We start from the raw sequence: 26,746 nt of genomic DNA, 5'->3' as shown, positions 1-26,746 counted from the left end.
TTCCCCGCCACCACATGCATGGGCGCGCCAAGCCGACGCCGTTGAGGACAGGCCATGTTCGAATCGTTCGATGCTCTCTTTCTTGCGCGCGCGCAGTTCGCCTTCACGGTGAGCTTCCACTTCATCTTCCCGGCCTTCTCGATCGGGCTGGCGAGCTATCTGATGGTGCTCGAAGCGCTGTGGCTGAAGACCGGAAGCGGCGTCTATGCCAACCTCTACCGCTACTGGCTGAAGATCTTCGCGGTAGCCTTTGCGATGGGCGTCGTCTCCGGCATCGTCATGTCCTACCAGTTCGGCACCAACTGGTCAGTGTTCAGCGACAAGGCCGGGCCGGTGATCGGCCCGCTGATGGCCTATGAGGTGCTGACCGCCTTTTTCCTCGAGGCCGGGTTCCTCGGCGTCATGCTGTTCGGCATCAACAAGGTCGGCCCGAAATTGCATTTCACGGCGACCTGCCTCGTGGCGCTCGGAACCTTCATCTCCGCATTCTGGATTTTGTCGGCCAATAGCTGGATGCAGACGCCGACCGGCTACGAGATCGGCGCGAACGGCCAGTTCCTGCCCGGCCCGAGCTGGGCCGCGATCATCTTCAATCCCAGCTTCCCCTATCGCCTCGTCCACACCGTCATCGCCGCCTATCTCACGACCGCGTTCGTGGTCGGTGCGGTGGGCGCCTGGCACCTGCTCAAGGATCGCACCAATCCTGGCGCGCGCACCATGTTCTCGATGGCGATGTGGATGGCCGCGCTGGTCGCGCCGGTCCAGATTTTCGCGGGCGACATGCACGGGCTCAACACGCTGGAGCATCAGCCCGCCAAGGTCATGGCGATGGAAGGGCACTATCAAAGCCATCCCGCTGGCGCCCCGCTGATCCTGTTCGGCATCCCCAACAGCACGGAAAAACGGGTCGATTTCGCGGTCGAGATACCCAAGGCGTCATCGCTCATCCTCAAGCACGATCCGAACGCGCCGCTGGCCGGTCTCGATACCGTGCCCGATGATCGGCAACCGCCGGTCGGGACGGTGTTCTGGGCCTTCCGGATCATGGTCGGGATCGGCTTCGCCATGCTCGGACTCGGGCTCTGGAGCCTGCTCGCGCGTGCGCGAAAGCGGCTTTACGACTGGCCCTGGTTGCACCGTGCGGCGATCGTGATGGGGCCATCGGGCTTCGTCGCGGTGATCGCGGGATGGGTGACGACCGAAGTCGGCCGCCAGCCCTGGACCGTCTATGGCCTGCTGCGCACGGCGCAGTCGGTCGCGCCGCTCGACGCGCCGGCGGTCGCCGCGTCCCTGCTCGCCTTCATCACCGTGTATTTCGCGGTCTTCGGCGCCGGCACGATGTATATCCTCAAGCTCATGGCCAAGCCGCCGGAGCCGCACGAGGATCCCGTGCCTATCCATGGCCCGGTGCGCACCGCCGGCATCACGCCGGCCCCGGCGATCGAGGGAGGCCAGCCATGATCAATCTCACCATCGTCTGGGCCGGCATCATTGCCTTCGCCGTCGCTGCCTATGTGGTGATGGACGGGTTCGATCTCGGGATCGGCATCCTGTTCCCGCGCTTCGCGGTCGGCCGCGACCGAGACATGGCGATGAACAGCATCGCGCCCGTCTGGGACGGCAACGAAACCTGGCTGGTGATGGGCGGCGGCGGCCTGCTCGCGGCGTTCCCGCTCGCCTATGCGATCGTCCTGCCGGCGCTCTATGCGCCGCTGATCGCCATGTTGCTCGGTCTCGTGTTCCGGGGGGTGGCCTTCGAGTTCCGCTGGCGCGATCCGGCGCACCGGCGCTTCTGGGATTTCTCGTTCAGTGCCGGCTCGATCGTCGCGACGCTGGCGCAGGGCATCACGCTCGGCGCGCTGCTGCAGGGCATCACGGTCGAGGGCCGCGCCTATGCCGGCGGATGGTGGGAATGGCTGTCGCCATTCTCGATCGCGACGGGCGTCAGCCTGCTGATCGGCTACGCCTTGCTGGGCGCCTGCTGGCTGATCTGGAAAACCGAAGGACCGCTGCACGATCAGGCCCGCCGCATCGCGAAGCCGCTGCTGCCCGCGCTGCTCGTCGCGATCGCGGTGGTGAGCGCGTGGACGCCGTTTCTCGAAGGTCAATATTACCGCCGCTGGTTCGAATGGCCCGGCGTGCTCGCCAGCGCGCAGATGCCGCTGCTGGTCGCCGTCACCGGCTTCCTCGCGTGGCGCGCGATCCTCAAGGGGCGGGACTGGACGCCGTTCTTCCTGACGCTGGCGCTGTTCGGCCTCTCGATGATCGGCCTCGCCATTTCGATCTGGCCGGACGTGATCCCGGGGCGAGTCTCGATCTGGGAGGCGGCAGCGCCCGAGCGCAGCCAGGTGTTCATGCTGATCGGCGCGGCCGTGCTGGTGCCGGTCATTCTCGCCTACACGGTCTGGGCCTATTGGGTCTTCCGAGGGAAAGTCGATGAGACTGGATACCACTGAACCGCAAAGCCCGCTCTGGCGGCGGCTGCTCTGGTTCGCGGCGATCTGGCTCGCGAGCGTCGTGATCCTCGCGGGTGTCGCCTATGGCATCCGCCTGGTGCTCAAACAGTAAGCGCAAGGGAGCGCCCGCTATGAATGACAAGCTGACCGACGGGCATAAGGATGGCGGGCTGCCGGCATCGGAATGGGCGGGTGGATCGGGCGAGCGCTGGCTCGCCAATCTCGACGGTTTGGAGCGCATGATCGAACCGATCGGCACGGCGCTGCTGACCCAGGCCGGCTACCGCCCCGGCGAGAGGGTGATCGACATCGGCTGCGGCGGCGGGTGGACGAGCCGGCAGATCGCGCGGGCAGTCGGCCCCGATGGCGCGGTGACGGGTCTTGATATTTCGCCGGCGCTTGTCGAGGCGGCGCGCTCGCGCGCCGAGGCCGAAGGCATCGCCAATATCGCTTTCGAGCTGGGTGACGCGGGCGTCGCCATGCCCGCGTCGGCTCCCTTCGATCGCCTGTTCTCGCGCTTCGGCACGATGTTCTTCGACGATCCCTATGCGGCCTTTGCCAATCTGCGCTGCATGGTCGCCGACGGCGGCCGGCTCGATATCGCGGTGTGGGCAAGGGCCGGCGAGAACCCTTGGTTCGTAGCGGTGACGGATGTCCTCGCAAGGCATGTCGAGATGCCCAAGCCCGCGCCCCGCGCGCCCGGACCCTTCGCTCTGGGCGAACCGGAATATCTTCGCGACCTCCTGACCCGAGCCGGCTTCGCCGAGCCGCACATCGTGCCGTGGGAGGGCGCCTATTATATCGGCGGGCCGGGCAACAAACCCGATGCTGCCGCCGCCTTCGTACTGGAATCGATGCATGTCGCAGACCTGCTGAAAGGCGACCGCGCCCTGCAGGATGTCGTCCGCGAGGATCTGGCGCGTGTGTTCGCTGCCCACGAGACCGCGAACGGCGTTGCGCTGTCCGCCAAGGTGCTATTCGTCAGCGCCGAGGCGGGCGAGCAAAGTGAGGGCCGCCGCGGCGACCCCGCCAGGAAGAACAAGCTGGGAGTGCGCTATGATGAACCGCAGACGTCCGTTTCTCCTGCTGGCGGTGCTCGCCATGAGCTTTGAGCCCGGTGCGGTACAGGCTCAGGGTGCGCGCGATCCGGCGCATCCGGTCATCGCCGGCTTCGGTACGATCACGCCATTGCCCGATGCCGCCAATCAGCCCGACACGGCCGTCAATTACCGGGCGGTCTTCAACGTCACCAAGGCGGCCGCGAAGCCCGAAGAGGTGAACCCCTCGCTCGATCGCGTCGCGCGCTTCGTCAATCTGCTGGGTTCGAAGGGCGTGAACCCCGCGCCCGGTGCGCTGGTCGCGGTGATCCATGGTCCCGCAACGCCGATCATCATGAACGATGCGGCCTATCAGGCGCGCTTTGGGCGTGCCAATCCCAACACGGCGCTGATCGCGGCGCTTCGGCAAGCGGGCGTCGAAATCCATGTCTGCGGCCAGGCCCTCGGGCGGGCGGGCATCGAACCGGCGTCGGTATCGCGGGACGTGACAGTCGATCTCGCTGCCATGGTGACGCTGGCGACGTTGCAGCTCAAGGGCTGGGCGCTCATTCCCGATTGAGCGCTGCACCGCGTGGGGGACTGCTAAGCGGGCCTTAAGGTGGCGGGTCGATGCGATGACGCATGACCCGTCCCCTGCAAGCTGCGCGGCACGCGCCATCGCCGTCATCGTCAGCCATGCTCTGGCTGAAGCGTCTTGCCGCGATGATCGCGCTGATCCTTGCCGGCCTGGCCGTCCCGGCGCACGCGCAGCCCCGGCCTCACATCGCAGCATCGATCGTCGCGGCGAGCGACACGCCGCGCCCGGGGGCTACGACCCGCATCGCCATTCGCATGGCGCCCGAGGCGGGATGGCACGGCTATTGGATCAACCCCGGCGATAGCGGTCTTTCCGTAGAGGCAAAGTGGCAGGCGCCGGCGGGCGCAACGATCGGCGCGCTTCGGCACCCCGCGCCCACGCTGCTCGAACTGGCCGGTATCGCCAGCTACGTCCACGAAGGCCCATTCACGCTCCTGGCGGACCTCAAGCTCGCCCCGTCGATCGCGCCCGGGACAGCGCTGCCGATCGCGGTCGATCTGAACTGGCTGGCCTGTTCCGACACGTTATGCGTCCCGGAGCGTGCCACGCTTCGGCTTCAGCTCGTGTCAGGCGACGGCGCCCCGGCGAGCGGCGCGCCCGCGATCATCTCGGCGGCCGAGGCGGCGCTGCCGCGCAGCGGCGCCAGCGGCGCCAGCGGCACCTTTGCCCGTATTGGCCCCGACCTGGTGTTCGACATTGCCGGTGCGGGTTCGCTCGATCCCGCCAAGGCGCGCCTGTTCCCCGCTTCGGCCGATTGGTTTGAGGCGGCAACGCCGCAAAGCGTGACCCGCGCGGCGGGTGGTGCCGTCACGGTGCGGGTGGCTGCCACAGGCGAGCGCCCCAGCGGAAATTTCAGCGGCGTCCTGAGCGACGGGCGGCGCAGTGTCGCCCTCACTGCCAAAGCCGGGTCCGTAGCGGCGCTTGCATCGCCGGGGGTGACGGAACTGCCCGACACGCCCAAGCTGGTCCTCAGCGGCGATCCTGAGACGTTACAGGCCCCTCCCGCCGATCCGGGCAGGGTGACGTCCGCCGGCGCGACGCCAGCGCTCTTCGCCGCGCTGATGGGCGCCTTGATCGGCGGGCTGCTGCTCAACCTCATGCCGTGCGTGTTTCCGATCTTGTCGTTGAAGGCGCTGAGCCTCGCCAGGGCCGGCGGCAATCGCAGCGCCGCGCGGATCGAGGGCATCGCCTATTTCGCCGGCAGCGTCGCCACGACGGCACTACTCGGCGCGATCCTGATCGCGGCGCGCGCGCTTGGCCACGATATTGGCTGGTCGTTTCAGTTGCAGGATCCTCGCATCATCCTCCTGCTCATGCTGCTGTCGCTGGGCATCGCACTCAATCTCGCGGGGCTCTTCGAGATCAGGGGCATATCGCTGTCCGGCGGCCGTCTGGCGCAGCCGGGCTGGAGCGGTGCGTTCGGCACCGGCGCGCTCGCGGCGGTGATCGCAACGCCCTGCAGCGGTCCCTTCCTCGGGGTGGCGCTGGGCGCCGCGCTGGTGTTGCCGGCGCCGGCGACGCTGGCGGTGTTCGCCGGCCTTGGCGCGGGCATGGCGCTGCCATTCTTGTTGATCGCCTTCGTACCGGCATTGCGGCGCGTGCTGCCCAAGCCCGGCCGATGGATGGAAACCTTCCGCAGGCTGCTCGCCATCCCGATGCTGCTGACCGCGATCGGGCTCGCCTGGGTGCTGGGACGTCAGAGCGGCGTTGATGGACTGGTTATTGGCCTGCTCCTCGCCGCTATGGCAGCGGTCGCCCTATGGTGGGCGGGGCTGCGTCAATCGGGCGGCAAGGGGACCGGCATCGCTCTATCGGTTGTCGCCGGCGCGGCGCTGCTGGCGCTCGTCATCGAGCTGCCCGCGCCCGCCTCGCCGCCGCCCGTCACGGCGGCGAGCGCCAGCGCCGAGCCGTTCAGCGAAGCGCGGCTCGCCGAGCTGCGCGCGCAAGGCAAGCCGGTGTTCGTCGACATGACCGCCGATTGGTGCCTGATCTGTCAGGTCAACAAGCGGGTCGCGATCGACCGGGCAAGCACGCAAGAGGCATTCGCCCGCGCAGGCGTGACGACGCTGGTCGGGGACTGGACGCGCGGCGATCCCGCTATCACGCGCTTCCTCGCCGCGCGCGGCCGTAATTCTGTGCCCTATTATCTGTTCGTGACACGCGGCGGCGAGCTGCGCGAGCTGCCGCAAGTGCTCACCAGCGACATGCTGGTGGAACAAGCCGCTACGTCATGATCGCGGCGCGCTTGGGGATCTTCGCCCTCGGCGCGGTGTCATCGCTGGGCTTCGCGCCGTGGTCGCTATGGCCTGCCACGATCGGCGGCCTCATCCTGCTGCTGCGCATCGCCGGCATGGCGCCGGACTGGCGGCGGGCGGCGGCAAGCGGGTGGTGGTATGGATGGGGCCTCGGTTGCGCGAGCCTGACGTGGATCGCGCACGCCTTCACCTATCAGGCGGCCATGCCCGCTTGGCTGGGCTGGCCGGCGGTGGTGATCCTCGCGGCCTATACCGCCTGCTATTGGGCGCTCCCGCTGGGCCTTGCCCATCTCGTCACGCGCCGCGCAGGGGCTACACCCTTCGCGCTAAGTGCCGCCGCGCTCTTCGTCCTCGCCGAATGGCTGCGGGGCGTCCTCCTCACCGGCTTCCCGTGGAATCCGCTCGGGGCCATCTGGCTACCTGTCAGCGAAGTCGCCCGCGGTGCCGCCACGATCGGCGCGCTGGGACTGTCGGGCATCACCCTGCTGGCCGCCGGCTTGATCGCCAGTGCGACCCGCGACGCGGGGGTTCGGCCGCTGGCACTGGCCGCCTTCGTCATGACCGTGCCGATCGCCGTCGCCGGTCCGCGTGCGGCGCGCGATACGGCGACGGCGATCAGCCTCGTCCAGGGCAATATCGATCAAGCCGACAAATGGCGGCCCGGTCAGGGAGCGGCGCAGCTCGCGCGCTACCGCGCGCTGAGCGGTCCGCCCGGCGCGCCATTGGGGCCACGCCTCATCTTCTGGCCGGAAGCCGCCATCATCGATCCGCTCGATAGCGACCCGGCGCTACGTCGGCGCGCCGCTGCGATATTGCGGGCCGGCGATCTCCTGTTCACGGGGGCGACCGGGACGGCCGGCGCCGACGGTTACAGCAACAGCGTGTTCGTGCTCGATGCCGCTGGCCGGGTTCTTGGGCGCTACGACAAGGCGCATCTCGTCCCCTTTGGCGAATATCTACCGTTTGCGGATGTGCTGGGACGTCTAGGTATAGGCCGCCTGGTTCCCGGCGAAGCTGCCTTCGTGCCTGGGCCGGGTCCACATACGCTGGCGATCGGCGACCTGCGCGCCGGCGTATCGATCTGCTACGAGATTATCTTCCCGTCCGCCGTCGTCGATCAGGCGCGGCGTCCCGCCTTTTTGTTCAATCCGTCGAACGATGCCTGGTTCGGCGCGGGCGGCCCCGAACAGCATCTGGCGCAGGCGCGCCTGCGGGCGATCGAGGAAGGCGTGCCAATCATCCGAGCGACGCCGACCGGCCACACCGCGGTCATCCGCTCTGATGGGAGCATCGCCGCGAGCCTGCCCCCGCATGAGGCGGCGCGGCTCGATACGGTGCTCCCGGCGATCGGACCCGCAACGCTCGTCAGCCGATGGGGAACAGCTTTGCCGCTGGCAGCCGCCATCTTACTGCTCACGCTGTTTATGACGCAGACGATGCTACGATCCGGACCGCGCCGCTCGCAGGCGCCGCCACCACTTTCATCCTCCGCAAAGCGCCCTCGACGATCGCGGTGACGCTGCGTTCATCGGTATGGATGTCCTCGCCCTGGGCAAAGGCGGTGTAGCGATGGAGCCCGTCGAGCATCCCGGCATTGGTCGCGACCTTGTAACGCGCCTGCGGCTCGATCGCACGGCCGTCGATCGCGGCGTGGGTGATACGGTTTCCCGCTGGCCGGTTGAGATCGGCCGTCCAGGCTATGCCCGATGTCTGCACGAGGCCGCCGACTCGGGCCAGATCGTCATCGGGGCTAAGGTTCGTGGCGCTTTGCTCGAGAACCGATCGGACCTGTGCGCCCGTCATCGTCAACGTCACCAGTTTGGTCGGGTGGGGCAAGAGGGTGTAGAGCCGGTCGCGAGTTACCGGGCCCGGCTCGATCGAGACACCGTAACCGACGCCCGGCATGAATGCGACGTCGGCGCCGGTTTCCTCGCGCAGGATCATGCCCACCAGCGCATCGAACGGGCTCTCCGATTTGTATCGGCGCCCGATGCGGTCGGTGGCAGTCGCCAGCACTTCGTCCATCTCGCGCCTGTAGGGGCCGTCCTCGCGGGCGACCGCTGCCGCCATCGCCGGGTCATCGGGATGCTGGTCGTTCCACAATTCGACCACGCCGCTGTCGAGCTGCCGAATACGCCCGCCAGCGCCAACCACGACGGTCAGGCGGCCGATCATCGCGGCGTCTGACAGAGCCTGGACGATCCATGTGCCGCCGATTTTCTCGGCCGGGGCGATCAGGTCATGCGAATGGCCGCCGATGATGATGTCGACCCCGGGAACCTCGCGGGCGAGCTTGCGATCGACGGCCGTGCCCTGATGCGACAGCAGCACGACGATATCGGCCTGTTCGCGAAGCCGAGGCAGATAGCGCCGGGTCGTCTCGATCCCGTTCGCGAAAGTCAGCCCCTCGACGTTACTCTTGGAACCCGTGAGGCCGGTATTGTGATAGCTGAGCGCCAGCATCGCGATCCGCACGCCGCCCGCCTCGAAGATCTTCCACGGCTCGCCGAAGACAGGCGAGCCCTTCTCCAGGGTATTGGCGCCGCGCATCGGGAAGGTGGCGAGCGCCTGCAGCTCGCGCGTGCGCTCAAGGCCATAGTCGAAATCATGATTGCCGAGCGCCATGAATTGATAGCCGAGCTGGTTCATCAGCCGGATCATCGTTTCGCCGCGGGTCGCGTTGCCGACGAAATCGTCACTGAACGTGTCGCCGGCATCGACGAGCAGCACGTTGGCGGGGCCTTGTTCCCGGCGCGTGCGCTCGACCACACCCGCCAGTGCGGCAAAGCCGCCGATCCTGCCCGTGCGGGCGAACTCGACAGGGGTGCGGCCGGTATCGCCGGTCTGCGAGGTGGCATTGCCGGGCGCAACGGTGATGGGCGCATGGCGCCCGTGCATGTCGTTGGTGTGCAGGATCGTGAAGCTCCGATCCTTCGCCTCGACAGCGCCGCCGCCCATCGTGGCCAGGACCAATCCTGCCAGCCAACCTCGCATCGTCATTCCTTTCCTTCGATCAGGAAGGGGCGAGGCCCCTTGCCTGGTGAAACGCTTCTTTGAACTCGCTTTGGGACAGCGCGCCGATGACGAGCAGCGGGCCGATCAGGAACGCCGGCGTCCCGGCGATACCGAGCGAGAAGGCGTCGGCCCGGTTCCTGCCAAGCGTCAGGTCGATCGCCTGGGCATGATCCTTCAAATCGCGTTCGATCCGGTCCCAGCGGCCCCCAGCCTGCTGCACAACCAGTTCGAGAACATTGCGTTCGAGCTGGCGCCGCTCGCGCATGAGGGCGTGATGAATGGGCGGGTAGATCCCCTGGTAATGCGCGGCGAGCGCGACCCGCGCTGCCTGCTCCGAGAGTGCGCCGAAGATCGGCCAGTCCTTATAGGCCAACTGGACACGGCCATCTTCGCGGAAGGCGGCATCCAGGTCCGGCGCCGCCTTGCGGCATGCCGGGCACTGATAGTCGGTGAAGATCACGACGCGCAGGTCCGCATCGTCCGGCCCCTCGGTGGGGCCGCCGGGATTGCGCAGGAGCGCCTGCGCCTGGGAGTTGGTCGACATGTCCCGGCCAAGCGGCGCGGTCGCCTGAAGAAAAACGCTGACGCCGTAACCGGCTGCGACCAAGCCGCCGAGCTGGAGTAGTTCCCGGCGCGACAGTCTTCGCCTCTCGGCCGTCATGACGGTGCGGCCGCGTCACCCCCCAGCGCCCGGACCAGGGCGATCGTCGTGCGGGCGCGGTCGAACGATACCGCGATGCTCGCCTGCTGCGCCGACAGCGCCGCGGTCTGGGCGGTCACGACTTCCAGATAGTCGGCCGCGCCGTCGCGGTAGCGATCGAGCGCCAGGCTTTCCGCGCGCGCGGCCGCGCCTGCAGCGATGCGCTGCTCGCGATCCTGACTGGCCAAGGCATTCGAACGCGACAAGCCGTCCTCCACCTCCTGAAACGCATCGAGGACGGTTTGGCGATAGTCGGCGGCGAGTTCGGCATATTCGGCGCGGCTCATGTCGAGCCGGGCCCGGCGCTGCCCGCCATCGAACAGGTTGAGGAGCGTGCTGACCGGGCCGAGACCCCAGAACAACGTGTCGGCGCCGATAATCGGCGCCTGGGTCGCCTGATAGCCAGCGCCGAGCCCCAGACTGATGCTGGGATAGAAGGCGGCGCGCGAAACCCCGATCCGCGCATTGGCGGCGACGAGCCGGCGCTGCGCCTCGGCGATGTCGGGACGGCGCTGCAGCAGCTCGGAAGGGAGCCCCGCGGCGAACGATGGCAGCGCCAGCTCGCGTTCGGTGGGCGCGATCGAGAAGGTGGAGGCGACTTCGCCGACCAGCGCAGCGATCCGGTGTTCAAGGCCCGCCCGCCGTGCCTTCAGCGCCTCGCTGCGGGCGCGGGCGTCGGCGACCTGCGCCAGCGATCGGCTGCGATCGACGCCCGACGCGATCCCGCCCTCGTAGCGCGTCACGATCAACTCGTCCGCGCGGGTGAAGGCCGCCACGGTGCGCGCCAGCAACGCCTGCTCCGCATCGACGGCGCGAAGCTGGACGTAAAGGTCGGCGACAGAGGTTTGCAGGCTGAGCCTGGCCGAGCGCAGCGCGGCTTCCTGCGCCTCGGCATCGGCGCGGGCGGCGCGCACGCTGTTGCGGACCCGTCCCCATAGATCCAGTTCGTAATCGAGCCCGATGCCGAAGATATATTGGTTGGTGGTGATGGGCTGCCCGGGGCCGATCGGGCGCCCGGCGGATAGCCGCTCGCGCGATGCGCTGCCCGAGAGGTCGACGCTGGGGAACAGGTCGGCGCGCGTGGCGCGCGCCGCCGCCAGCGACCGGTCGTAGCGCGCAAGCGCCGCGGCGAGCGTCGGCGTGCTCTCATCGAGGCGCGCCATGAGACCGTCGAGCACCGGGTCGCCGAACGCGCGCCACCAGTCACCGCGCGCGAGATGATCGCCCGGTGCGGCGCTCGACCATCCCTCGGCATGGCGGAACTGCGCCGGCGCGTCGATCGACGGCGTCTGCATCGGCGGCAGCGTCGAGCAGCCGGCAAGACCGAGTGCGGCGAGCGCTGCGAGACTAGCGCTTCGCATTGGGCGCCGCCGGCTGCCGTGCGGGAACCACGCGCACCCTGTCTCCTGCCGCGAGTGCGTCGGGCGGAGTCTGGATGACGCGGTCCGTGGGGCCGAGTCCCGACAGGATCTCGATCGTCGGGCCGCGATCCCGTCCGGTCGTCACGCGCCGGAGCGCCACCTTGCCCTGGCCATCGACGATCGCGACGCGGGCGCCTTCGGAGCCAAGGATCAGCGCGCTGGCCGGTATCTGGAATGTGCCGGTGCCGCCGGGGAGGGCGATATGCACTTCGGCATAGCCGCCGGGGCGCAGGCGGCGCGCCGCATTGTCGACGAGGAACTCGACCAGCATCGTGCCGGACTGGCGATCGACCGCATCGGCGAGGCGTGACAGGCTCGCCTCGAAGGTCTCTCCGGGCCGATCGGGCACCGTGAACGTCGCGCGCGTGCCGCGCGCAAGCTGGCCGGCAGCGGCCTGGGGCACGCGGACGTAGAGCCGCAGGCGGCTGACATCGGCGATGGTGAACAGTGGCTCGGCGCCGGCAGCGTTGGCGTTGACCAGCGCGCCGAGCTGCGCCGATCGGCTCGTGACCACGCCATCGAAGGGCGCGGTGAGGCGGGTGAAGCCGCGCAGCGCGTTCAGACGCCCGACATCGGCCTGGGCTGCCTCGGCGCGGGCATTGGCCGAAGCGAACTGGCCTTGCTTCTCATCCGCCTCCTGCCGCGACACGGCGTCCTTCCTCAGCAGGCCGTCCCAGCGGGTCGCGGTCGTCTCGGCCAGGCCCCGGTCAGCGCTTGCGGTGCGATAGGCGGCGCGAGCCTGGGCGAGCTGCTGTTCGATCTCCGGCGCATCGAGAACCGCGAGCATCTGGCCGCGTCGCACCTGATCGCCGATATCGGCGCGCCATTCGCGCACATAGCCGCTGACACGGGCATTGATCGCCGCGCGGTTGTAGGGATCGAGATTGCCCGGCAGCACGATCTCGCCGGCCTCCGAAGCGCGCGGCGGCGCGACGCTGACGGTCGGCAGCGCGTTTTCGGCTGCAACTGCGGCTTGCTCGTGTTCCGCCATGTTGCGGGTCACGAGGCCGCCGCCGACAAGCGCCGCCACGGCGATGATGGCCGCGCCGCCATAGAGCCTGGCGCGATTGGGTTTGGTCGTATCAGGCATGCTGGAGATCTAGCTCCCGGGTTGAGGGGGCGCCCTTGCGGTGCGCGAAGCTGAACAAGGCGGGCACGAACAGCAGCGTCGCCACTGTCGCGAAGATGAGCCCGCCGATGACCGCGCGGCCGAGCGGGGCGTTCTGCTCGGCGCCTTCGCCGATGCCGATCGCCATCGGCGCCATGCCGATGATGATCGCCAGCGCGGTCATCAGCACCGGGCGGAAGCGCACCGTCGCCGCCTCGATCGCCGCCTGGGTCGCGTCGCCGAGCACGGCAAGTCGCTCTCGCGCGAAGCTGACGACAAGGATCGAGTTGGCGGTCGCGACGCCCATGCACATGATCGCACCGGTCAGCGCCGGCACCGAGATCGTCGTGCCGGTGATGAACAGCATCCAGACGATGCCGGCGAAGGCCGCCGGAAGCGCGCCGATGATGACGAGCGGATCGATCCAGCTCTGGAAGTTTACGACGATGACCAGATAGATGAGCAGCACCGCGCCGATCAGGCCGAAGGCGAGCCCGCTGAAGGCTTGGTTCATCGTCTGATACTGGCCGGCGATGCTGACGGTGACGCCCTTGGGGCGCTCGCCGTCGAGATCGGCCATGATGCGCTGGATATCGCCGACGACGGCGCCGAGGTCGCGCGCCTGGGGACTGGCGTAGATGTTGATGACGGGTTGGATGTCGGAGCGGCTCGCGACATTGATCGTCGTGTTGCGCGTGACCGTACCAAGCCCGCCGAGCGTCTGCGCCGAGCCGGCGCCGGTTCCCGAAACCGGCAGGGACTCGATCGCGGCGATGGTGTCGACATCGAGTTCGGGCACTTGCGCCACCACCGGGTAGGAGATGCCGTTTTCCGGATTGAGCCAATAGACCGGCGCGGTTTGCTGGGTGCCGGCGAGCGCCGTCGCGATGTTGGTCGTGACGTCGCGTTGGGTAAGGCCATATTGCGCGATGCGGGCTCGGTCGATGTTGACGTCGAGCTGCGGCGCGCGCGAGGATTGCTGGATGCGCGCGTCGGCAAGCCCGGGCACGCCGCGGATGCGCTTCAGCAGCTTCTGCGCATAGGCTTCATTGGCTGCAACGTTGCGGCCGCGCACCTGAATATCGATCGGTGCGGGCGAGCCGAAGTTGAGGATCTGGCTGGTGATGTCGGCGGGCAGGAACGCGAAGTCGATGCCCGGAAAGCTCTTGGGCAGTTCGCGGCGCAGGGTCGCGACATGATCCGCCGTAGCAGTGCGCTCTTCGCCGAGCGTAATGAGGAGGTCGCCGTCGTTCGATCCCACGGTGCCCGAATTGTTGTAGATCGTGTTGAGCGGGGCCGACGAAAGCCCGACATTGCTGACCACCGACTTAATCTGCTCGGCAGGAATGATCTGGCGCACGCGGGCCTGCACGCGCGAGAGCAGCGTGGCGGTATCCTCGATCCGACTCCCTGCCGGCGCCCGCACGTGCATCGTGATCTGCCCGGCATCGACGCTTGGGAAGAAGTCGCGCCCGAGGGTGGGGATCAGGAGGAGCGAGGCGACCATCACGCCGAGGAAGGCCGGCATGAACAGCTTGCGGCCCGCGAGCACGCGCGCGAGGAGATGCCCGAAGCGGTCGCGGACCGCATCGAACCGCGTGGAAAAGCGATGCTGGAACCGGACCAGCGGGTTGCGCGAGGAAGCGCGGGCAGCCTCCTCCCCGTGATGATGCGGGCGCAGCAGATACATCGCCATGGTCGGGATCAGCGTGCGCGACAGGATGAACGAGGCGATCATCGCGAAGATGACGGCGAGCGCCATCGGCACGAACAGATAGCCCGCGACGCCGGGAAGGAAGAACATCGGCACGAAGACGATGCAGATGCAGGTCACGGCGACGAAGGCCGGGGTGACGATCTGGGCTGCGCCGTCCATGATCGAGCGCACCACCGGCTTGCCGTGCTCGAGGTGCCAGTTGACGTTCTCGATGGTGACGGTCGCATCGTCGACGAGGATGCCGATCGCCAGCGCCAGGCCGCCGAGCGTCATGATGTTGAGGGTGTTGCCGGTGAGCCCCAAGCCGAAGATCGCGCCGAGGATCGCCAGCGGGATGGTGATGATGATGATGACCGTCGAGCGCCAGGAGCCGAGGAACAGCAGGATCATCAGCGAGGTGAGAACGGCCGCAAGGGCGCCCTCGAACGCCACGCCGGACACCGCCGCCTTCACCAGAACCGACTGGTCGCCGATGAGCTGGACGCGGAGCGCATTGGGCAGCCCCTCGACGATTTGGGGGATGCGGTTGCGGATCGTGTCGACGATGGTGAGGGTCGAAGCCGCGCCGCTCTTGAGCACGGTCATCAGCACCGATCGCTGACCTTCGACCTGCACGATGTTGGTTTGCGGCGGTGCGCCGTCGCGAACCTGGGCGACATCGCGCATCAGGATGGTCGCGCCGTCGACCACCTTGACCGGGAGATTGTTGAGCTGCTCGACCGAGCCCGGCGCGTTGTTGAGGCGGACGTTATACTGAAGGCCGCCGACCTTGGCGAAGCCGGCGGGCGTGATCTGCGTCTGCGCGGCGATCGCCGCGGCGACGTCGCCCGCTGACAGCCCTTTGGACCGCAGCGCCTCGGGGTCGATGTCGATCTGGATCTGGCGCTGCTTGCCGCCGAAGGGGAAGGGCATGGCCACGCCGGGCACGGTGATGAGCTGAGGCCGTATCTGGTTTGCCCCCAGATCGTAGAGCTGCTGTTCGCTCAGGCCCTCGCCCGACAGCGCGACCTGCACGATTGGCACGGTCGAGGCGTCATAGTTGACGATGACGGGCGGGGTGACGCCGGGGGGAAGCTGGCGCAGGATCGTCTGGGAAATCGACGTGACCTGGGCGGTCGCGGTACGAATATCTACATTGGGCTGGAAGTAGATGCGCACGACGGCGACGCCGTTCATCGACTGGCTCTCGATCCGGTCGATGTCGTTGACGGTCGTGGTCAGCACGCGCTCGAACGGGTTGATGATCCGCCCCGCCATGTCGTCCGGGGACAGGCCGTTGAAGGTCCAGGCCGTCGCGATCACCGGCACACCGATGCGCGGGAAGATGTCGACCGGCATCCGAAGGACGGACAGAATGCCGAGACCAAAGATCAGCACTGCCATCACGATGAAGGTGAGTGGTCGCGTTAGCGCCACCCGCACGAGCGCCATCATCAGCAGCAACCGCGTGATGGTAGAATTTTGACAAGCATTGCGGTCCTCCTGTGGAAGGCCACACACCGCTTAGCTTAAGGCAATCTTATCGACGCTGCGGCGCAGCGAAAACCAGAAGCCGAGGATGGAGATTGTCCGAAGAATCGACATGATGGCCATTACCGCACCGGTCGCGTCGCTTTAGCGATAGGAAATGTCGGGCGACGCTCGCCGGATCTTGTCCTCGGCAAAAATGCTCCGAGGGCGGTAAATTCAACGGCGTCGGTAGCCCTCGGCCCCAACGCAGTGCGGATGTAGTCGATTTTTCCCTGCACGGCTGCCATGAAGGTTCACATCCAGTTGCTGCAGGTGAATCGAATTGGCCGAATCCAGTCGTGAACTCTTGGACGCATATTTGACGCGTATGCGGGAGATTCGTGCGACCGGCGCGGCGACGAACGAGACATCCTACTACAGCGCCCTCGAAAACCTTTTGAATGGGGTCGGCCGCCAGTTGCGACCACGGGTGATCGCGAACGGTCAGATACGCAACCAAGGTGCCGGACACCCAGATTTCGGACTTTACAGCCAAGCACAGTGCCGAGGGGGTGAACCCGCGCCCGGCACCGGTGCAGCGCCCGAGCGTGGCGTGGTCGAAGTGAAGGGCTTGGCCGAAGAGACATGGTTCACTGCCGATACGTCGCAGGTCTCACAATACTGGCAGCACTATGGGCTTGTTTTGGTCTCTAATTATCGCGCCTTCCTCCTGATTGGACGAGACGCGCAAGGTCAACCAGTTCGTCTCGAAGCATTCAGCCTTGCTTCCAGTGACGCCGCGTTTTGGAACCTACATCACACATCTGTCGATGAGACACTCGACCAGCTTGCTGAGGCGCTCCACGACTACCTTCGACGCGCTCTCAGCTATCTGGCCCCGCTCACTCGGGCGTCGGATTTGGCATGGCTTCTGGCCTCCTATGCCCGCGATGCTCTCCGCCGGATCGAAGCAAGCGCCGACCTGCCGGCATTGCAGACAGTTCGCTCAGGCCTAGAGCAGGCGTTGGGTCTGCGGTTCGACGATGCCAAGGGCGAGCATTTCTTCCGGTCAACCCTCGTCCAGACGCTGTTCTACGGCATCTTTAGCGCATGGGTGCAATGGGCGCGGGAGCTTCCACCGCAGGCTACGGCACGTTTCGACTGGCACGCCGCCGGATGGACGATGCACGTGCCAATGGTCCGCACCTTGTTCGAACAGGTGGCGACGCCAAGCCGGTTGGGTCCGCTTGGATTGGTCGAGATACTCGACTGGACCGGAGAAGCGCTCCATCGGGTCGACCGAACGACATTTTTCGAGGCTTTTGATGAGGGGCGCGCCGTCCAATATTTCTACGAACCGTTCCTCGCTCATTTCGATCCTGCGCTGCGCAAGCAACTCGGCGTCTGGTACACGCCGCCCGAAATCGTCACCTACATGGTGGAGCGCGTGGACCTCGCGCTCCGCGAGGAATTAGGGATTGAAGCCGGCCTGGCAAGCCCCGACGTCCATGTGCTGGACCCTTGCTGCGGAACCGGTTCCTTCCTCGTCGAAGTGCTGAGGGTGATTGAGCAGCGCTTGCGCGAGCAGGGCGAAGATGCACTCGTCGCGCATGATTTGAACACCGCGGCCCGTGAGCGGCTCTTCGGATTTGAACTGATGCCCGCGCCATTCGTGGTCGCGCATTGGCAGATTGGAATGATGCTGGCTCACGCGGGCGCACCGCTGAGTGCTCAGGAGCGCGCTGCGGTCTACCTTACAAATGCTCTTACCGGATGGAATGAGCCGGAAGGGCCGGTCGACCAATTGCTCCTTCCGGAGCTTCAGCCCGAGCGTGACGCCGCCGAGCGGGTAAAGCGTGTCGATCCGATCTTAGTGATTATTGGCAACCCGCCGTACAACGCATTTGCAGGTGTCAGCCCGAATGAAGAAGAGGGCTTAGTTGAGCCCTTCAAACAGGGCCTTCGTTCTGACTGGAACATTCGCAAATACAATCTCGATGAGCTTTACACCCGTTTTCTGCGCGTAGCCGAACGGCGCATCACCGAGCGATCAGGCCGCGGAATTATCTGTTTTGTTTCCAGCTATTCGTACCTGAGCGACCCATCATTTGTCGTTGTGCGGCGACGGCTCCTTGAGGGTTTCCATCGCATTTTCATCGACAGCCTCAATGGCGACAGCCGAGAGACTGGGAAACGCACGCCTGAAGGCGATCCAGACCCGTCGGTTTTCTCGACGCCTTTCAATCGCGAGGGCATCAAGCTTGGAACCGCGGTCGGCATGTTCGTGCGCGAGGGGCCGACCGATTCATTAGCGGAAGTCCGGTATCGCCAGTTCTGGGGCAACCGAAAGCGCGAAGAGTTAGTCGAGGCACTGAATAGCGGATCACTCGACGGCGGATTCGAAGTGACCACGCCGCTGCCGGCGAACCGCTTTAACTTCCGCCCTCTTGGGCCAGCGTCCAGCTATGACACCTGGCCAGATCTCATTGCTATTGCAGAGGCCGAACCATTTAGCGGTCTTGCTGAGATGCGTCGCGGAAGTCTCATTGATACCGATCGCAGCCGGCTCGCTGACCATATGCGACGCTATATGGACCCCTCGCTGACATTCGAAACTCTGAAGGCCGAGGGAATCGGCCCCGTGGAGGATGCCGGCGCCTTCGACCCAGAGCGTGCACGCCAAAGGTTACTTGCCCGTGAGACGTTCGACGCTAGCCGCATCATTCGTTTCGCCTCACTGCCTCTCGATACTCGGTATGCCTATTACACATCTGTCGCGCCGATCTGGAACCGCTCCCGGCCGGAGTTCTTCGCCGCTGCCCGCGATGGAAATCGGTTTCTCGTCAGCCGCATGATGGCCGAACGGCCCCACGAGGGTGTTCCTGCTCTACCCATTACCGCCCTGCCTGATTATCACCTTCTCCGACCAAATATCCGCGCGTTCCCGTTCCGTCTGCTCGGGTCTGAAGCGCCACAACAGGACCTTCTCGGCACACCGGCGCGACGAGCGAATCTGTCGGCGAATGCGCGCGCATGGTTGGCAACGATCACCCAGAGCGACCCTGATACAGACGCCGATCTCGGTGACACTCCGTGGTTCCATGCGCTCGCCATCATTGCGGCTCCCGGTTGGCTCCAAGAAAATCAGTCTGCGATTCTGGGAGGCTGGCCCCGGGTGCCTCTGCCGACCGACCTGACGCACCTTGAGGCGTCAGCCACGTTGGGCCGCCGCGTTGCCGCGTTACTTGACACGGAGCAGGTAGCTCCTGGCGTAACTACGACACCTTATGATGCGCCACTAGGGACGCTGGGGCGATTGGTTCGCGAGGGAGGTGGTCCGCTTGGCCCCACCGATCTTGAAGTGACAGGCTGGGGCAGAGGTGGCAATGGCGCGCCAGTGATGCCGGGTAATGGAAATTTCCGCGAGCGAGCTGGCTATGATGAGGAGGAACGGTCAGCGTTGACCGAGGCGGCTGGTGTCCTCCATGAAGATGTTGGTGCCCTGGAGAGCCGGCTCGGTCCGCCGATCGATGTCAGACTGAACGACGTGGCGTTTCTCAAGGGCGTTCCGGCCAGCGTTTATGAGACGACAATCGGCGGATATCAGGTTCTCAAGAAATGGCTTTCATATCGAGACCGTGAGGTCATCGGCCGCCCGATCACCGTCGCTGAGGCGCGGGAAGCTGTCGCCATCGTTCGACGGCTGACGGCCTATGTCCTGATGCAGCCCGCTTTGGACGTGAGTTACGAAGCAATCAAGGCAAGCGCGTATGTGTGGGATTCGGGCATCGCGGTGTCCGATGAAACTACCGCTGCCTCCTGAGTGCAATTGCTAACACCTTGACGTCGATCGCCGCCGCTCCGACCGGCGGCTGATCGTTCGCCAATCATTCTTGCCTCGGGGCGCGAAACGAGGCATCTTGTTGTTCACAACAAGATCGTGAGCTAATTTCGTGACAGTCCTTTACACCCCCGGTCAGTTGCGGAGCGCGATATCGATCGCTCCGGAAACCTATCGGCACTGGAAGAAGGCGCTCGATCCGCTGCGACGGGGACGTGGCCACAGTCCTTGCTTTAGTTCAGGCGATCTAGTCGCGGTTGCCGTGATCCGCTCTCTCGCAGTCGACATGGCTGTTCGTGTCGGTGCTCTGGCACCTATCGCCGAACCGCTGTTCGACCTGTGCAACCAGTCGCCGTGGCCCGAACTTGAACGCACGAAGCTGATTGTCGATCTCCCCGAAGGACAATTGCAGCTCCGCCCAGAGCTGGCAGAGATTACGAGCGACCGGCCAACGATCACAATCCCCCTGCGAGCCGTCGTGGCTGGACTGCGCGAGCAGCTTCTCGCTGCGAGCGGTGTCGAGGATCAGGCGTCGCTCCGCTTCCCACCCATTCCAGTCAGCACTGCGGCCGCCGCAGGCGGAGCCCGGTCGTGAACGCGGTCGAGACCATCGCGCAAGCGGCCCGCGACGTCGGCTATCGCGCAGAGGCGGTTGTGTCTGACTATGCCTTCGCGGATGTGCTGAGCGACGCCAACACGACGCGGACCGTCCCGCTTGCCGCCTTTACGCGCACGCCGCCCTCTTACCGGTCCGCCGCACTCGCCGTCGTGAACGGCGGCGGCGGCCGCGCTATCGACCTCGTGAACGAGCATCGCGCCTTAGGTGCGCCTTTGCTGTTCGTTATCGAGCAGGATGAGGTGACGGTCTGGCAGGTGCGAAGCGATGCGCCGCCCCGTGCGATCGAAAAGGTAAGGCTCGCCGATATCGCCGAGCTATTCGCGCGCAATCGGGCGAACTGGCATCCCGATGCTATTCACCGGGCGAAATCGATCGGTGCGTCGGGGACAGCCTATCAGCTCGATTTTGTCGACCTGGGCCTTCTGCCAGCAATTGAAGGCGAGATTCACGTCAAGCTGGATCGCTTGCTGGTCGAGACCCTCGACTTGGCTCGCAAGGTGCCCGGCGGAGACAGACTCAATGTACGGACGCTGTTCCGCGTCGTCTTTCGCCTGCTGGCGGCCAAGGTTCTGCAGGACCGCCGCCATCCCTATGCGGATGGCTGGGACGCGGACGATTTGGGGTCGGTGCTTGCTGGCATCGAAAGCTATTATGCGCTCGGGACGATCGAGGCTAAGCCGAACGCCGCACTGCCAGGCATCTTTGATGCGGCATGGCGGCATCTGCGGGCCGGCATAAGCTTCTCCAATATTTCGTCCGACGACCTCGCCTTCGTCTACGAGAATACGCTGGTAACGCCCGAGACTCGCAAGCTGTTTGGCACACACAGCACCCCCCGGCAGGTCGCGGAATACGTCGTCCAGAGGCTCGAACTGCATCGGCACCCCCCCGAAGATATCAGAATTTACGAGCCCTTTGCCGGAGCCGGTGTTTTCCTCGTTTCGGCACTACGCCATCTACGCGATCTTCTGCCGGTCGAATGGACTGATCAACAACGGCATGATTTTCTGATCAACCACATTTCTGGCGACGAGGTCGATCCCTTCGCGTGTGAGGTAGCTACCTTATCGCTCATTCTCGCGGATTATCCGAACCACAACGGCTGGCATGTCAGAGAAGGCGACCTGTTTACCGATGATGTTTTGGCGAAGCGTCTGCAGGCCAACAACATCATTGTCTGCAATCCCCCGTTTGAATCGTTCAGCAAGGCTGATCGGACAAAATATCCAGTTGCAAACAAGACTTATTCTAAGGCAATCGCGGCATTAAGTGCTGCGTTGGACTCCAAGCCGCTCGCACTGGGATTTGTTCTTCCTCGGTCCTTCATTATGGATCAGCAGTTTGCGGAGCAGCGCAAACGATTAGAAGAGCTGTACGGATTGGTCGAGATCTTGAAAATGCCCGATGGCATTTTCGGCGCATCCGATGTGGAATCTTCCGCCGTAATTGCCCGCGATTTGCGCGATGCGGACGATGACAAGCTTAAGATACGTTCGACCGAAGTCGCCGAATATGATCGCAGCCTTTTTCTGAAAACCGGTCACATCACGGTTCAACGCGAAGCGGAGCGGACGGTGGATGCCGCGCCAAGCGGACAGCTTTGGCTTCCGCCACTTGGCGATATCTGGGATTATTTGCGTAGGTACCCGAAATTCGGAGCGATCCTGGAGACGCGCCGAGGTCTAGAATGGCATTACAGTCAAGCGGCGGCGACGAAGCCAGAGCCTTTACCGGGATACAAGGCTGGCTATCCAAATGCACGCCACCTCCGCCAGTATATGCCGCCTCAGAAACTCTGGTTAGACTTCCGCCGTGAAAATCTTCGGTGTGGAGCGACTCATGACTGGTCTACTCCCAAGCTGATCGCCAGCGCGACGCGGTTGAGTCGCGGGGCATGGTGCATAGGGGGATTTGCCGATTTGGAGGGGTTGCTGTGCTCGCAGCAATTCTTCGCGATGCGTCCAAGGCACCCGGTTTCGTCAACCGACTTGCTCGCTTTGAGCGCCGTGCTGAATGGAGCCGTGGCGAACGCTTTCCTGGCGATCAACTCGCCCAAAGATCGCTTTCGCACGGCGGTGGTTGACGACATTCCTGTTCCAATCCACTTGCCCGAGAAAATCAGCGAACTGGTTGCTGCTTATCAGACGGTGCTGCAGAATTGGGAGTTGCTCGCCGACCGGGATGCCAAACTCGCACAGCTCCTGACCGAAATCGATGCGGCTGTATTGAAAGCCTATGATTTGCCGCTTCGGCTCGAACGTCAGCTCCTAACATTTTTCAAGGATGCAGAGCGCCCCCTTGCACATGGTTGGCAGCATTGGGATTCGTCCTATCCAATGCCAGGACTGAGCCTTGCGGAGCGGATTTCCGGGCGGTTCAAAGCGAGCGGCGATTGGGTTCAGTCGGTGTTCCGACCACTGCCCCAAGAAGAAGCGACCTTCCTCCGCGACTATGTGGCGTAGACCCAATGGACGCGTACCTGTTCGATACGACGGTGCTGTCGATCTATCTTGATCCGACGCATCCTCATCACGTCGAGAAAGGCCAAACCCTCGCAGCGTTGCCCCTTGATAGTCCGCGGTTCATTTCTGCGATCGCATTGGCTGAGTTGGGTTTCGGGACCAAACTCGCCGCCGCTATCGGCAAGGGCAATTTGCCGGCGCTAGAGGCGATGATCGTCCAAGCGCGTTCATATGCAGTGCTCGATGTTACCCATCACACTGCCGCGGTCTACGCAGAGGTAAAAGCACGGGTCGCTCAGAAATATCTGGCGAAAATGCTCCGCAAGGACCGTCCAAAGTATATCGAGGAATGGGTCGATAAGGCGACCGGCCAGAAGCTCGGGATCGACGAAAATGACCTTTGGATGTGCGCCCAAGCCAAAGAGCGGGATCTAGTCCTTGTCACTGCGGACGGGCGAATGAAGCGCATCCCGAACGCTGACCCGGACGTTCGGCTGCTGACGATATAGTCACGAACTCAGCTAGTGACCAACCGCTGGCTCAAGCAGTAGCGCTCCGGTCAGACTGCGGCAGTGAGGGGCGGTAAGCGGTAGCCCTTTGCGGCTCTAGGGTAGTGCAAACGGCGACTCGTATTCGTTATTTTTATCCAGGGCGGGGCGCCAAATACCGCCGTGTGCCGCCGTATTCCACTAAAGGTCCGCTGCAAGCACGCCAGCGTAGTAGGCCAGGCGGTCATCGGCGGTACGGGAGTTCGCATCACCTACACGGAGGCAGCTGTGCGGCCATTCCGGACCTCGGCGAGTGCTGCCGAGCTTCCCAGAATGCGAATTCGCTTGTAAGCGTCTGAGATAGATGGATAGCGCGCGTTTGCGGCGACCCTTGGCAATGCGGCAACCGTCGTGGCCCAATCATCGTAATCGACTGTTAGCCGGCGCAGCAGGATAGCTTGGACACGTCCTTGCCGAATCCTTGTGCCGCAAGCTTCAGCCCCTCGACGGTCGTCAAATAGGGAAAGATTGTCTCGCCCAATTCCTTGGTGGTCATCCCGAACTTCAGCGCTAGCACCATCGTCTGGATGCTGTCAGCTCCCTCGGGCGCGAGGATCTGCGCGCCCAGCAGACGATCGGATTGCTTATCGGCGATAAGCTTGATCAATCCCCGCGTGTCGCGGGCCGCGAGCGACCGCGGTACCTGGTCGAGCGGCACTACTGATGCTTTCGTCGCAAAGCCTCGCGCCTTGGCCTGGGCCTCGGTCAGGCCGACGCCAGCAACCTGCGGATCCGTGAAGACGACCCATGGCATCGTTGCATTGTCATAGGCGAGGCTGTCGCCGTTGAGAGCGTTAAGCGCGGCGAGCTTCGCACCATAGGCCGCCATGTAGACGAACTGGTCACGCCCGGTCACGTCACCAGCGGCGTAAATGCCGGATTTCGATGTACGCATGCGCTCGTCGACGACGACTCCACCATTCGTCGCCACCTTGACGCCCGCTGCACCGAGGCCAAGGCCGGCCGTGTTGGGCGTGCGGCCTGTCGTCGCCAGTACCTGTTCGGCGATCAGCGTTTCCGCTTTGCCGTCCACCTCGATGGTGAGCGCGACCTGGCCCTCGCGGCGTTCGATCCGGGAATAGGCCAGGCCCGTGCGAACCGTGACGCCTTCATCGGCCAGATAGCGGGTCAGCGCTTCGGCGATTTCCGGCTCCGCCTCCGGAAGCAGCCGGGAGCGGGTGACGAGAGTTACGTTGGTCCCGGTGCGTGCAAACATCTGGGCGAGCTCGCAGCCGATATAGCCGCCGCCGATGACCAGAAGCGAGCGTGGGTGCTCGGTGAGCTCCAGTGCAGTCGTGCTCGTCAGCCAAGGCACGTCGGCCAGCCCTGGAATATCCGGCACGGCGGGCGCGGAGCCGGTCGCGATGATGATCTTTCGGGCGGCAATGACCCGGTCATCCACGGCGACGCCATTCCGATCCAGACGGGCCGCGCCTTCTAGATAGGTGACGCCGTCATACTCGGGCAGAAGGTCGATATATTTCTTCTGCCGAAGCGTGGCGACGAGATTATCCTTGGCCGCGATCAGCTGGCGCCAGTCAGTGACGCGAGCCTCTCCGGCGAGACCCGGAAAACGGCTTGCGGCGCCGGCGCCGTGAAGGGCTTCGGCTGCACGGATCATCGTCTTCGACGGAACGCAGCCGACGTTCACGCAGGTGCCGCCGATGGTGCCGTGGCCAATCAGTGCGACGCTGGCACCCTGCTCGGCGGCGGTGATCGCGGCGGAAAAGCCGGCCGATCCGGCGCCGATCACGGCGATGTCGAAAGCTCGGCCTTCGAACCCGCCGGTAGTGCAGCAGTCACGGGCGTCCACTTGATTGTCCACTGTCGCATTCCTTCTATATTCATGGGGGCCGCGACTGTGGCGATGCCCCAAAAGGCATGTGTCACACCATTGAGCCGATGTCTGAGGCGTAGCTCGGATACGCGAAGATCACTGCCTTGATCTGGTTGGCGGTCAGGCCTGCCCCCATCGCCATGGCAAACAGGTTGATCTGTTCCTCGGCCCCCGGCCCCATCAGATGCGCGCCAAGGATTCGGCCGGTCTCCCGTTCGACAAGAATCTTGTAGCCCGTCCATTTCGCCCCGACCCGCAGCGAAGAATACCAGCCCTGTGTCTTCTCGAAGTGGGTGTCGAACTTTAGTCCCTTCTCCCGCGCAGCCGTCTCCGACAGTCCGACCGTCGCAACCATGGGAAGGGTGAAGACGACGCTCGGGATCGGCGGGTAGGACACGCTGCGCTCGTCGTGGCCGGCCAGCAGGTTCTTGGCGGCGATCCGGCCTTCGTAGGCTGAAACCGGGGTCAGGTTGGGGCCGCTGTCGGCGCAGTCTCCGGCGGCGAATATGTTTGGATTGGTGGTGCGCATCGAGGCGTTGACCTTGATGCCACGCGGTCCATGCTCCACCCCGGCGGCGGCGAGGTTCAGTCCGTCGATATTGGGCACACGCCCGGTGGCGTGGACCACGGTATCGCAGGTAACCACCTTGATGCCGCCCGGCGTCTCGACCGAGACGGCGAGTTCGCCGCCCTGTTTCTCGACCTTCAACACTTTCGCTTCGGTCCGCAGAGCGACTCCGAGTTCGGCGGTGGCCTCGACCAGCATTGTGACAAGATCGGGATCGAAATTGCCGAGCGGCCGCTCCATCATCTCCAAGACCGTGACCTCGCTCGCACCGGCCCGTTTCGCGATATGGGCGAATTCCATGGCGATGAATCCGCCGCCGACAAAGACGACCCGGTCCGGCCGCTCCGGCAGGTCGAGGAAGTCGGTGCTGGTGATCAACAGCTCTTCGCCGGGGATGTTCAGCGTCATCGGCCGCGCGCCGGTGGCGATGTGGAAATGCCGCGCGCGCAGGCTTTCCCCGTTCAGCTCAATCGTGTCGGGGCCGGTGAACCGAGCGTCGCCGTGCAGCGTCGCGACGCCCGCTTTTTCAAGCCCGGTCTCGATGCGCCGCGGCATGGCGTCGGTGAAGCTGCGCTTGAAGGCCATCATGTCCGGCCAATCGACAGAGATCTGAGCCTCGAGACCCTTGCCCTTCAGGTTCTGCGCCCAGTCAACGCCCTCGGTCACCGCCACCAGCATTTTCTTGGGGTCGCAGCCGCGCAGAGCGCACGTTCCGCCGTAGGGCAGGCTGTCGATGCTGGCGACCTTCCAGCCCGCCGCAGCAGTCATCCGGGCAACCCCATTGCCGCCGGTTCCGGCCCCGATCACTATCAGGTCGAAGTCATATGCGCTCATGCGTGTCCTCCTCATCGGATCGGGTCGGCTAATCTTGTCGGCGCGGCAGTTCCGGGCTCGACAATCATGATCTCGTCTAGCGCCGTTGCCGGCGCCACATGGCGTAGGCGGTCAGACCGACGAAGAATAAGAGCGCGGGCAGCAGGACATAGTCGAGGTAGCCGACGATCGCCGCCAGGCCGACCACGCCCGCCAGCACCACAAGCACCGGCGTGAAGCAGCAAAGCGCTACTATCGCCGTCCCGATAAGCCCGGCGCCGAGCAGCGTCCGGTCTTTCACC

At 65.0% G+C, this 26,746-nt stretch carries 19 protein-coding genes; 11 read left to right on the top strand and 8 right to left on the bottom strand.

The window, feature by feature from the left end:
• Positions 1-54 precede the first annotated feature (54 nt).
• From A0U87_RS11795 to lnt, 7 genes are all read left to right on the top strand, one after another.
• Positions 55-1,461, top strand: coding sequence for a cytochrome ubiquinol oxidase subunit I (locus A0U87_RS11795; protein ID WP_061938031.1), 1,407 nt, complete (start codon positions 55-57; stop codon positions 1,459-1,461).
• Positions 1,458-2,456, top strand: a complete 999-nt coding sequence (cydB, locus tag A0U87_RS11790) for a cytochrome d ubiquinol oxidase subunit II (RefSeq protein ID WP_061938028.1) — start codon at positions 1,458-1,460, stop codon at positions 2,454-2,456. The genes A0U87_RS11795 and cydB overlap by 4 nt, the downstream gene beginning before the upstream one ends.
• The gene (locus tag A0U87_RS11785) at positions 2,437-2,568 is read left to right on the top strand and encodes a DUF2474 domain-containing protein (RefSeq protein WP_082718721.1); all 132 of its coding nucleotides are present in this window, start codon (positions 2,437-2,439) and stop codon (positions 2,566-2,568) included. Before cydB ends, A0U87_RS11785 begins: the two co-directional genes overlap by 20 nt.
• Positions 2,569-2,587: 19 nt before the next feature.
• A complete protein-coding gene (locus tag A0U87_RS11780) occupies positions 2,588-3,568 on the top strand; it encodes a class I SAM-dependent methyltransferase (protein ID WP_064232569.1) in 981 nt (326 codons plus the stop codon).
• Positions 3,558-4,073 (top strand): DsrE family protein, encoded by a 516-nt coding sequence (locus A0U87_RS11775; RefSeq protein WP_061938085.1) that lies wholly within the window; start codon positions 3,558-3,560, stop codon positions 4,071-4,073. Before A0U87_RS11780 ends, A0U87_RS11775 begins: the two co-directional genes overlap by 11 nt.
• Positions 4,074-4,216: 143 nt before the next feature.
• Positions 4,217-6,325, top strand: coding sequence for a thioredoxin family protein (locus A0U87_RS11770; RefSeq protein WP_240700553.1), 2,109 nt, complete (start codon positions 4,217-4,219; stop codon positions 6,323-6,325).
• Complete coding sequence (lnt, locus tag A0U87_RS11765; RefSeq protein WP_076605703.1) at positions 6,322-7,863, top strand: apolipoprotein N-acyltransferase; 1,542 nt, start codon at positions 6,322-6,324, stop codon at positions 7,861-7,863. Before A0U87_RS11770 ends, lnt begins: the two co-directional genes overlap by 4 nt.
• Here lnt and A0U87_RS11760 read toward each other — a convergent pair.
• The 5 genes from A0U87_RS11760 to A0U87_RS11740 are packed head-to-tail and all read right to left on the bottom strand — an operon-like array spanning position 7,769 to position 15,741.
• Entirely contained in the window at positions 7,769-9,340 is a 1,572-nt protein-coding gene (locus tag A0U87_RS11760; protein ID WP_206366600.1) for a bifunctional UDP-sugar hydrolase/5'-nucleotidase, read from the bottom strand. The two genes, lnt and A0U87_RS11760, sit on opposite strands and share 95 nt — an antisense overlap.
• Positions 9,341-9,359: 19 nt before the next feature.
• On the bottom strand, positions 9,360-10,022 hold the full coding sequence (locus tag A0U87_RS11755; RefSeq protein WP_137405590.1) for a DsbA family protein: 663 nt from the start codon (positions 10,020-10,022) through the stop codon (positions 9,360-9,362).
• Positions 10,019-11,422: an efflux transporter outer membrane subunit gene (locus tag A0U87_RS11750; RefSeq protein WP_061938001.1), complete on the bottom strand. Its 1,404-nt coding sequence runs from the start codon at positions 11,420-11,422 to the stop codon at positions 10,019-10,021. Before A0U87_RS11750 ends, A0U87_RS11755 begins: the two co-directional genes overlap by 4 nt.
• On the bottom strand, positions 11,409-12,572 hold the full coding sequence (locus A0U87_RS11745; RefSeq protein WP_061937998.1) for an efflux RND transporter periplasmic adaptor subunit: 1,164 nt from the start codon (positions 12,570-12,572) through the stop codon (positions 11,409-11,411). Before A0U87_RS11745 ends, A0U87_RS11750 begins: the two co-directional genes overlap by 14 nt.
• Positions 12,565-15,741, bottom strand: coding sequence for an efflux RND transporter permease subunit (locus A0U87_RS11740; RefSeq protein ID WP_061938082.1), 3,177 nt, complete (start codon positions 15,739-15,741; stop codon positions 12,565-12,567). The genes A0U87_RS11745 and A0U87_RS11740 overlap by 8 nt, the downstream gene beginning before the upstream one ends.
• 403 nt (positions 15,742-16,144) lie before the next feature.
• Here A0U87_RS11740 and A0U87_RS11735 point away from each other — a divergent pair, with 403 nt between their 5' ends.
• From A0U87_RS11735 to A0U87_RS11725, 4 genes are all read left to right on the top strand, one after another.
• Positions 16,145-19,579 carry a type ISP restriction/modification enzyme gene (locus tag A0U87_RS11735; protein WP_061938079.1) on the top strand — a complete coding sequence of 1,145 codons (3,435 nt, stop codon included), beginning with the start codon at positions 16,145-16,147 and terminating at the stop codon, positions 19,577-19,579.
• Between the two features lie 130 nt (positions 19,580-19,709).
• Positions 19,710-20,192, top strand: a complete 483-nt coding sequence (locus A0U87_RS26190) for a hypothetical protein (RefSeq protein ID WP_061937995.1) — start codon at positions 19,710-19,712, stop codon at positions 20,190-20,192.
• Positions 20,189-22,678, top strand: coding sequence for an SAM-dependent methyltransferase (locus A0U87_RS11730; protein WP_061937992.1), 2,490 nt, complete (start codon positions 20,189-20,191; stop codon positions 22,676-22,678). Before A0U87_RS26190 ends, A0U87_RS11730 begins: the two co-directional genes overlap by 4 nt.
• Positions 22,679-22,683: 5 nt before the next feature.
• Entirely contained in the window at positions 22,684-23,187 is a 504-nt protein-coding gene (locus tag A0U87_RS11725) for a PIN domain-containing protein (RefSeq protein WP_061937989.1), read from the top strand.
• Between the two features lie 415 nt (positions 23,188-23,602).
• Here the strand turns inward: A0U87_RS11725 and merA are convergent, their stop codons facing one another.
• The 3 genes from merA to merF all read right to left on the bottom strand — a co-directional run bounded on the left by merA (position 23,603) and on the right by merF (position 26,745).
• Positions 23,603-25,051 carry a mercury(II) reductase gene (gene merA, locus A0U87_RS11720; RefSeq protein WP_269465200.1) on the bottom strand — a complete coding sequence of 483 codons (1,449 nt, stop codon included), beginning with the start codon at positions 25,049-25,051 and terminating at the stop codon, positions 23,603-23,605.
• Positions 25,052-25,112: 61 nt separating this feature from the next.
• Entirely contained in the window at positions 25,113-26,465 is a 1,353-nt protein-coding gene (locus A0U87_RS11715; protein ID WP_054725878.1) for an NAD(P)/FAD-dependent oxidoreductase, read from the bottom strand.
• A 76-nt stretch (positions 26,466-26,541) separates the two neighbouring features.
• Positions 26,542-26,745: a mercury resistance system transport protein MerF gene (gene merF / locus A0U87_RS26445; protein WP_201030916.1), complete on the bottom strand. Its 204-nt coding sequence runs from the start codon at positions 26,743-26,745 to the stop codon at positions 26,542-26,544.
• Between the last annotated feature and the right edge of the window lies 1 nt (position 26,746).

It is taken from the genome of Sphingobium sp. MP9-4 (assembly GCF_005281675.1).
Taxonomy (GTDB): domain Bacteria; phylum Pseudomonadota; class Alphaproteobacteria; order Sphingomonadales; family Sphingomonadaceae; genus Sphingobium; species Sphingobium yanoikuyae.
This window is presented reverse-complemented; position numbering and strand designations above follow the sequence as displayed.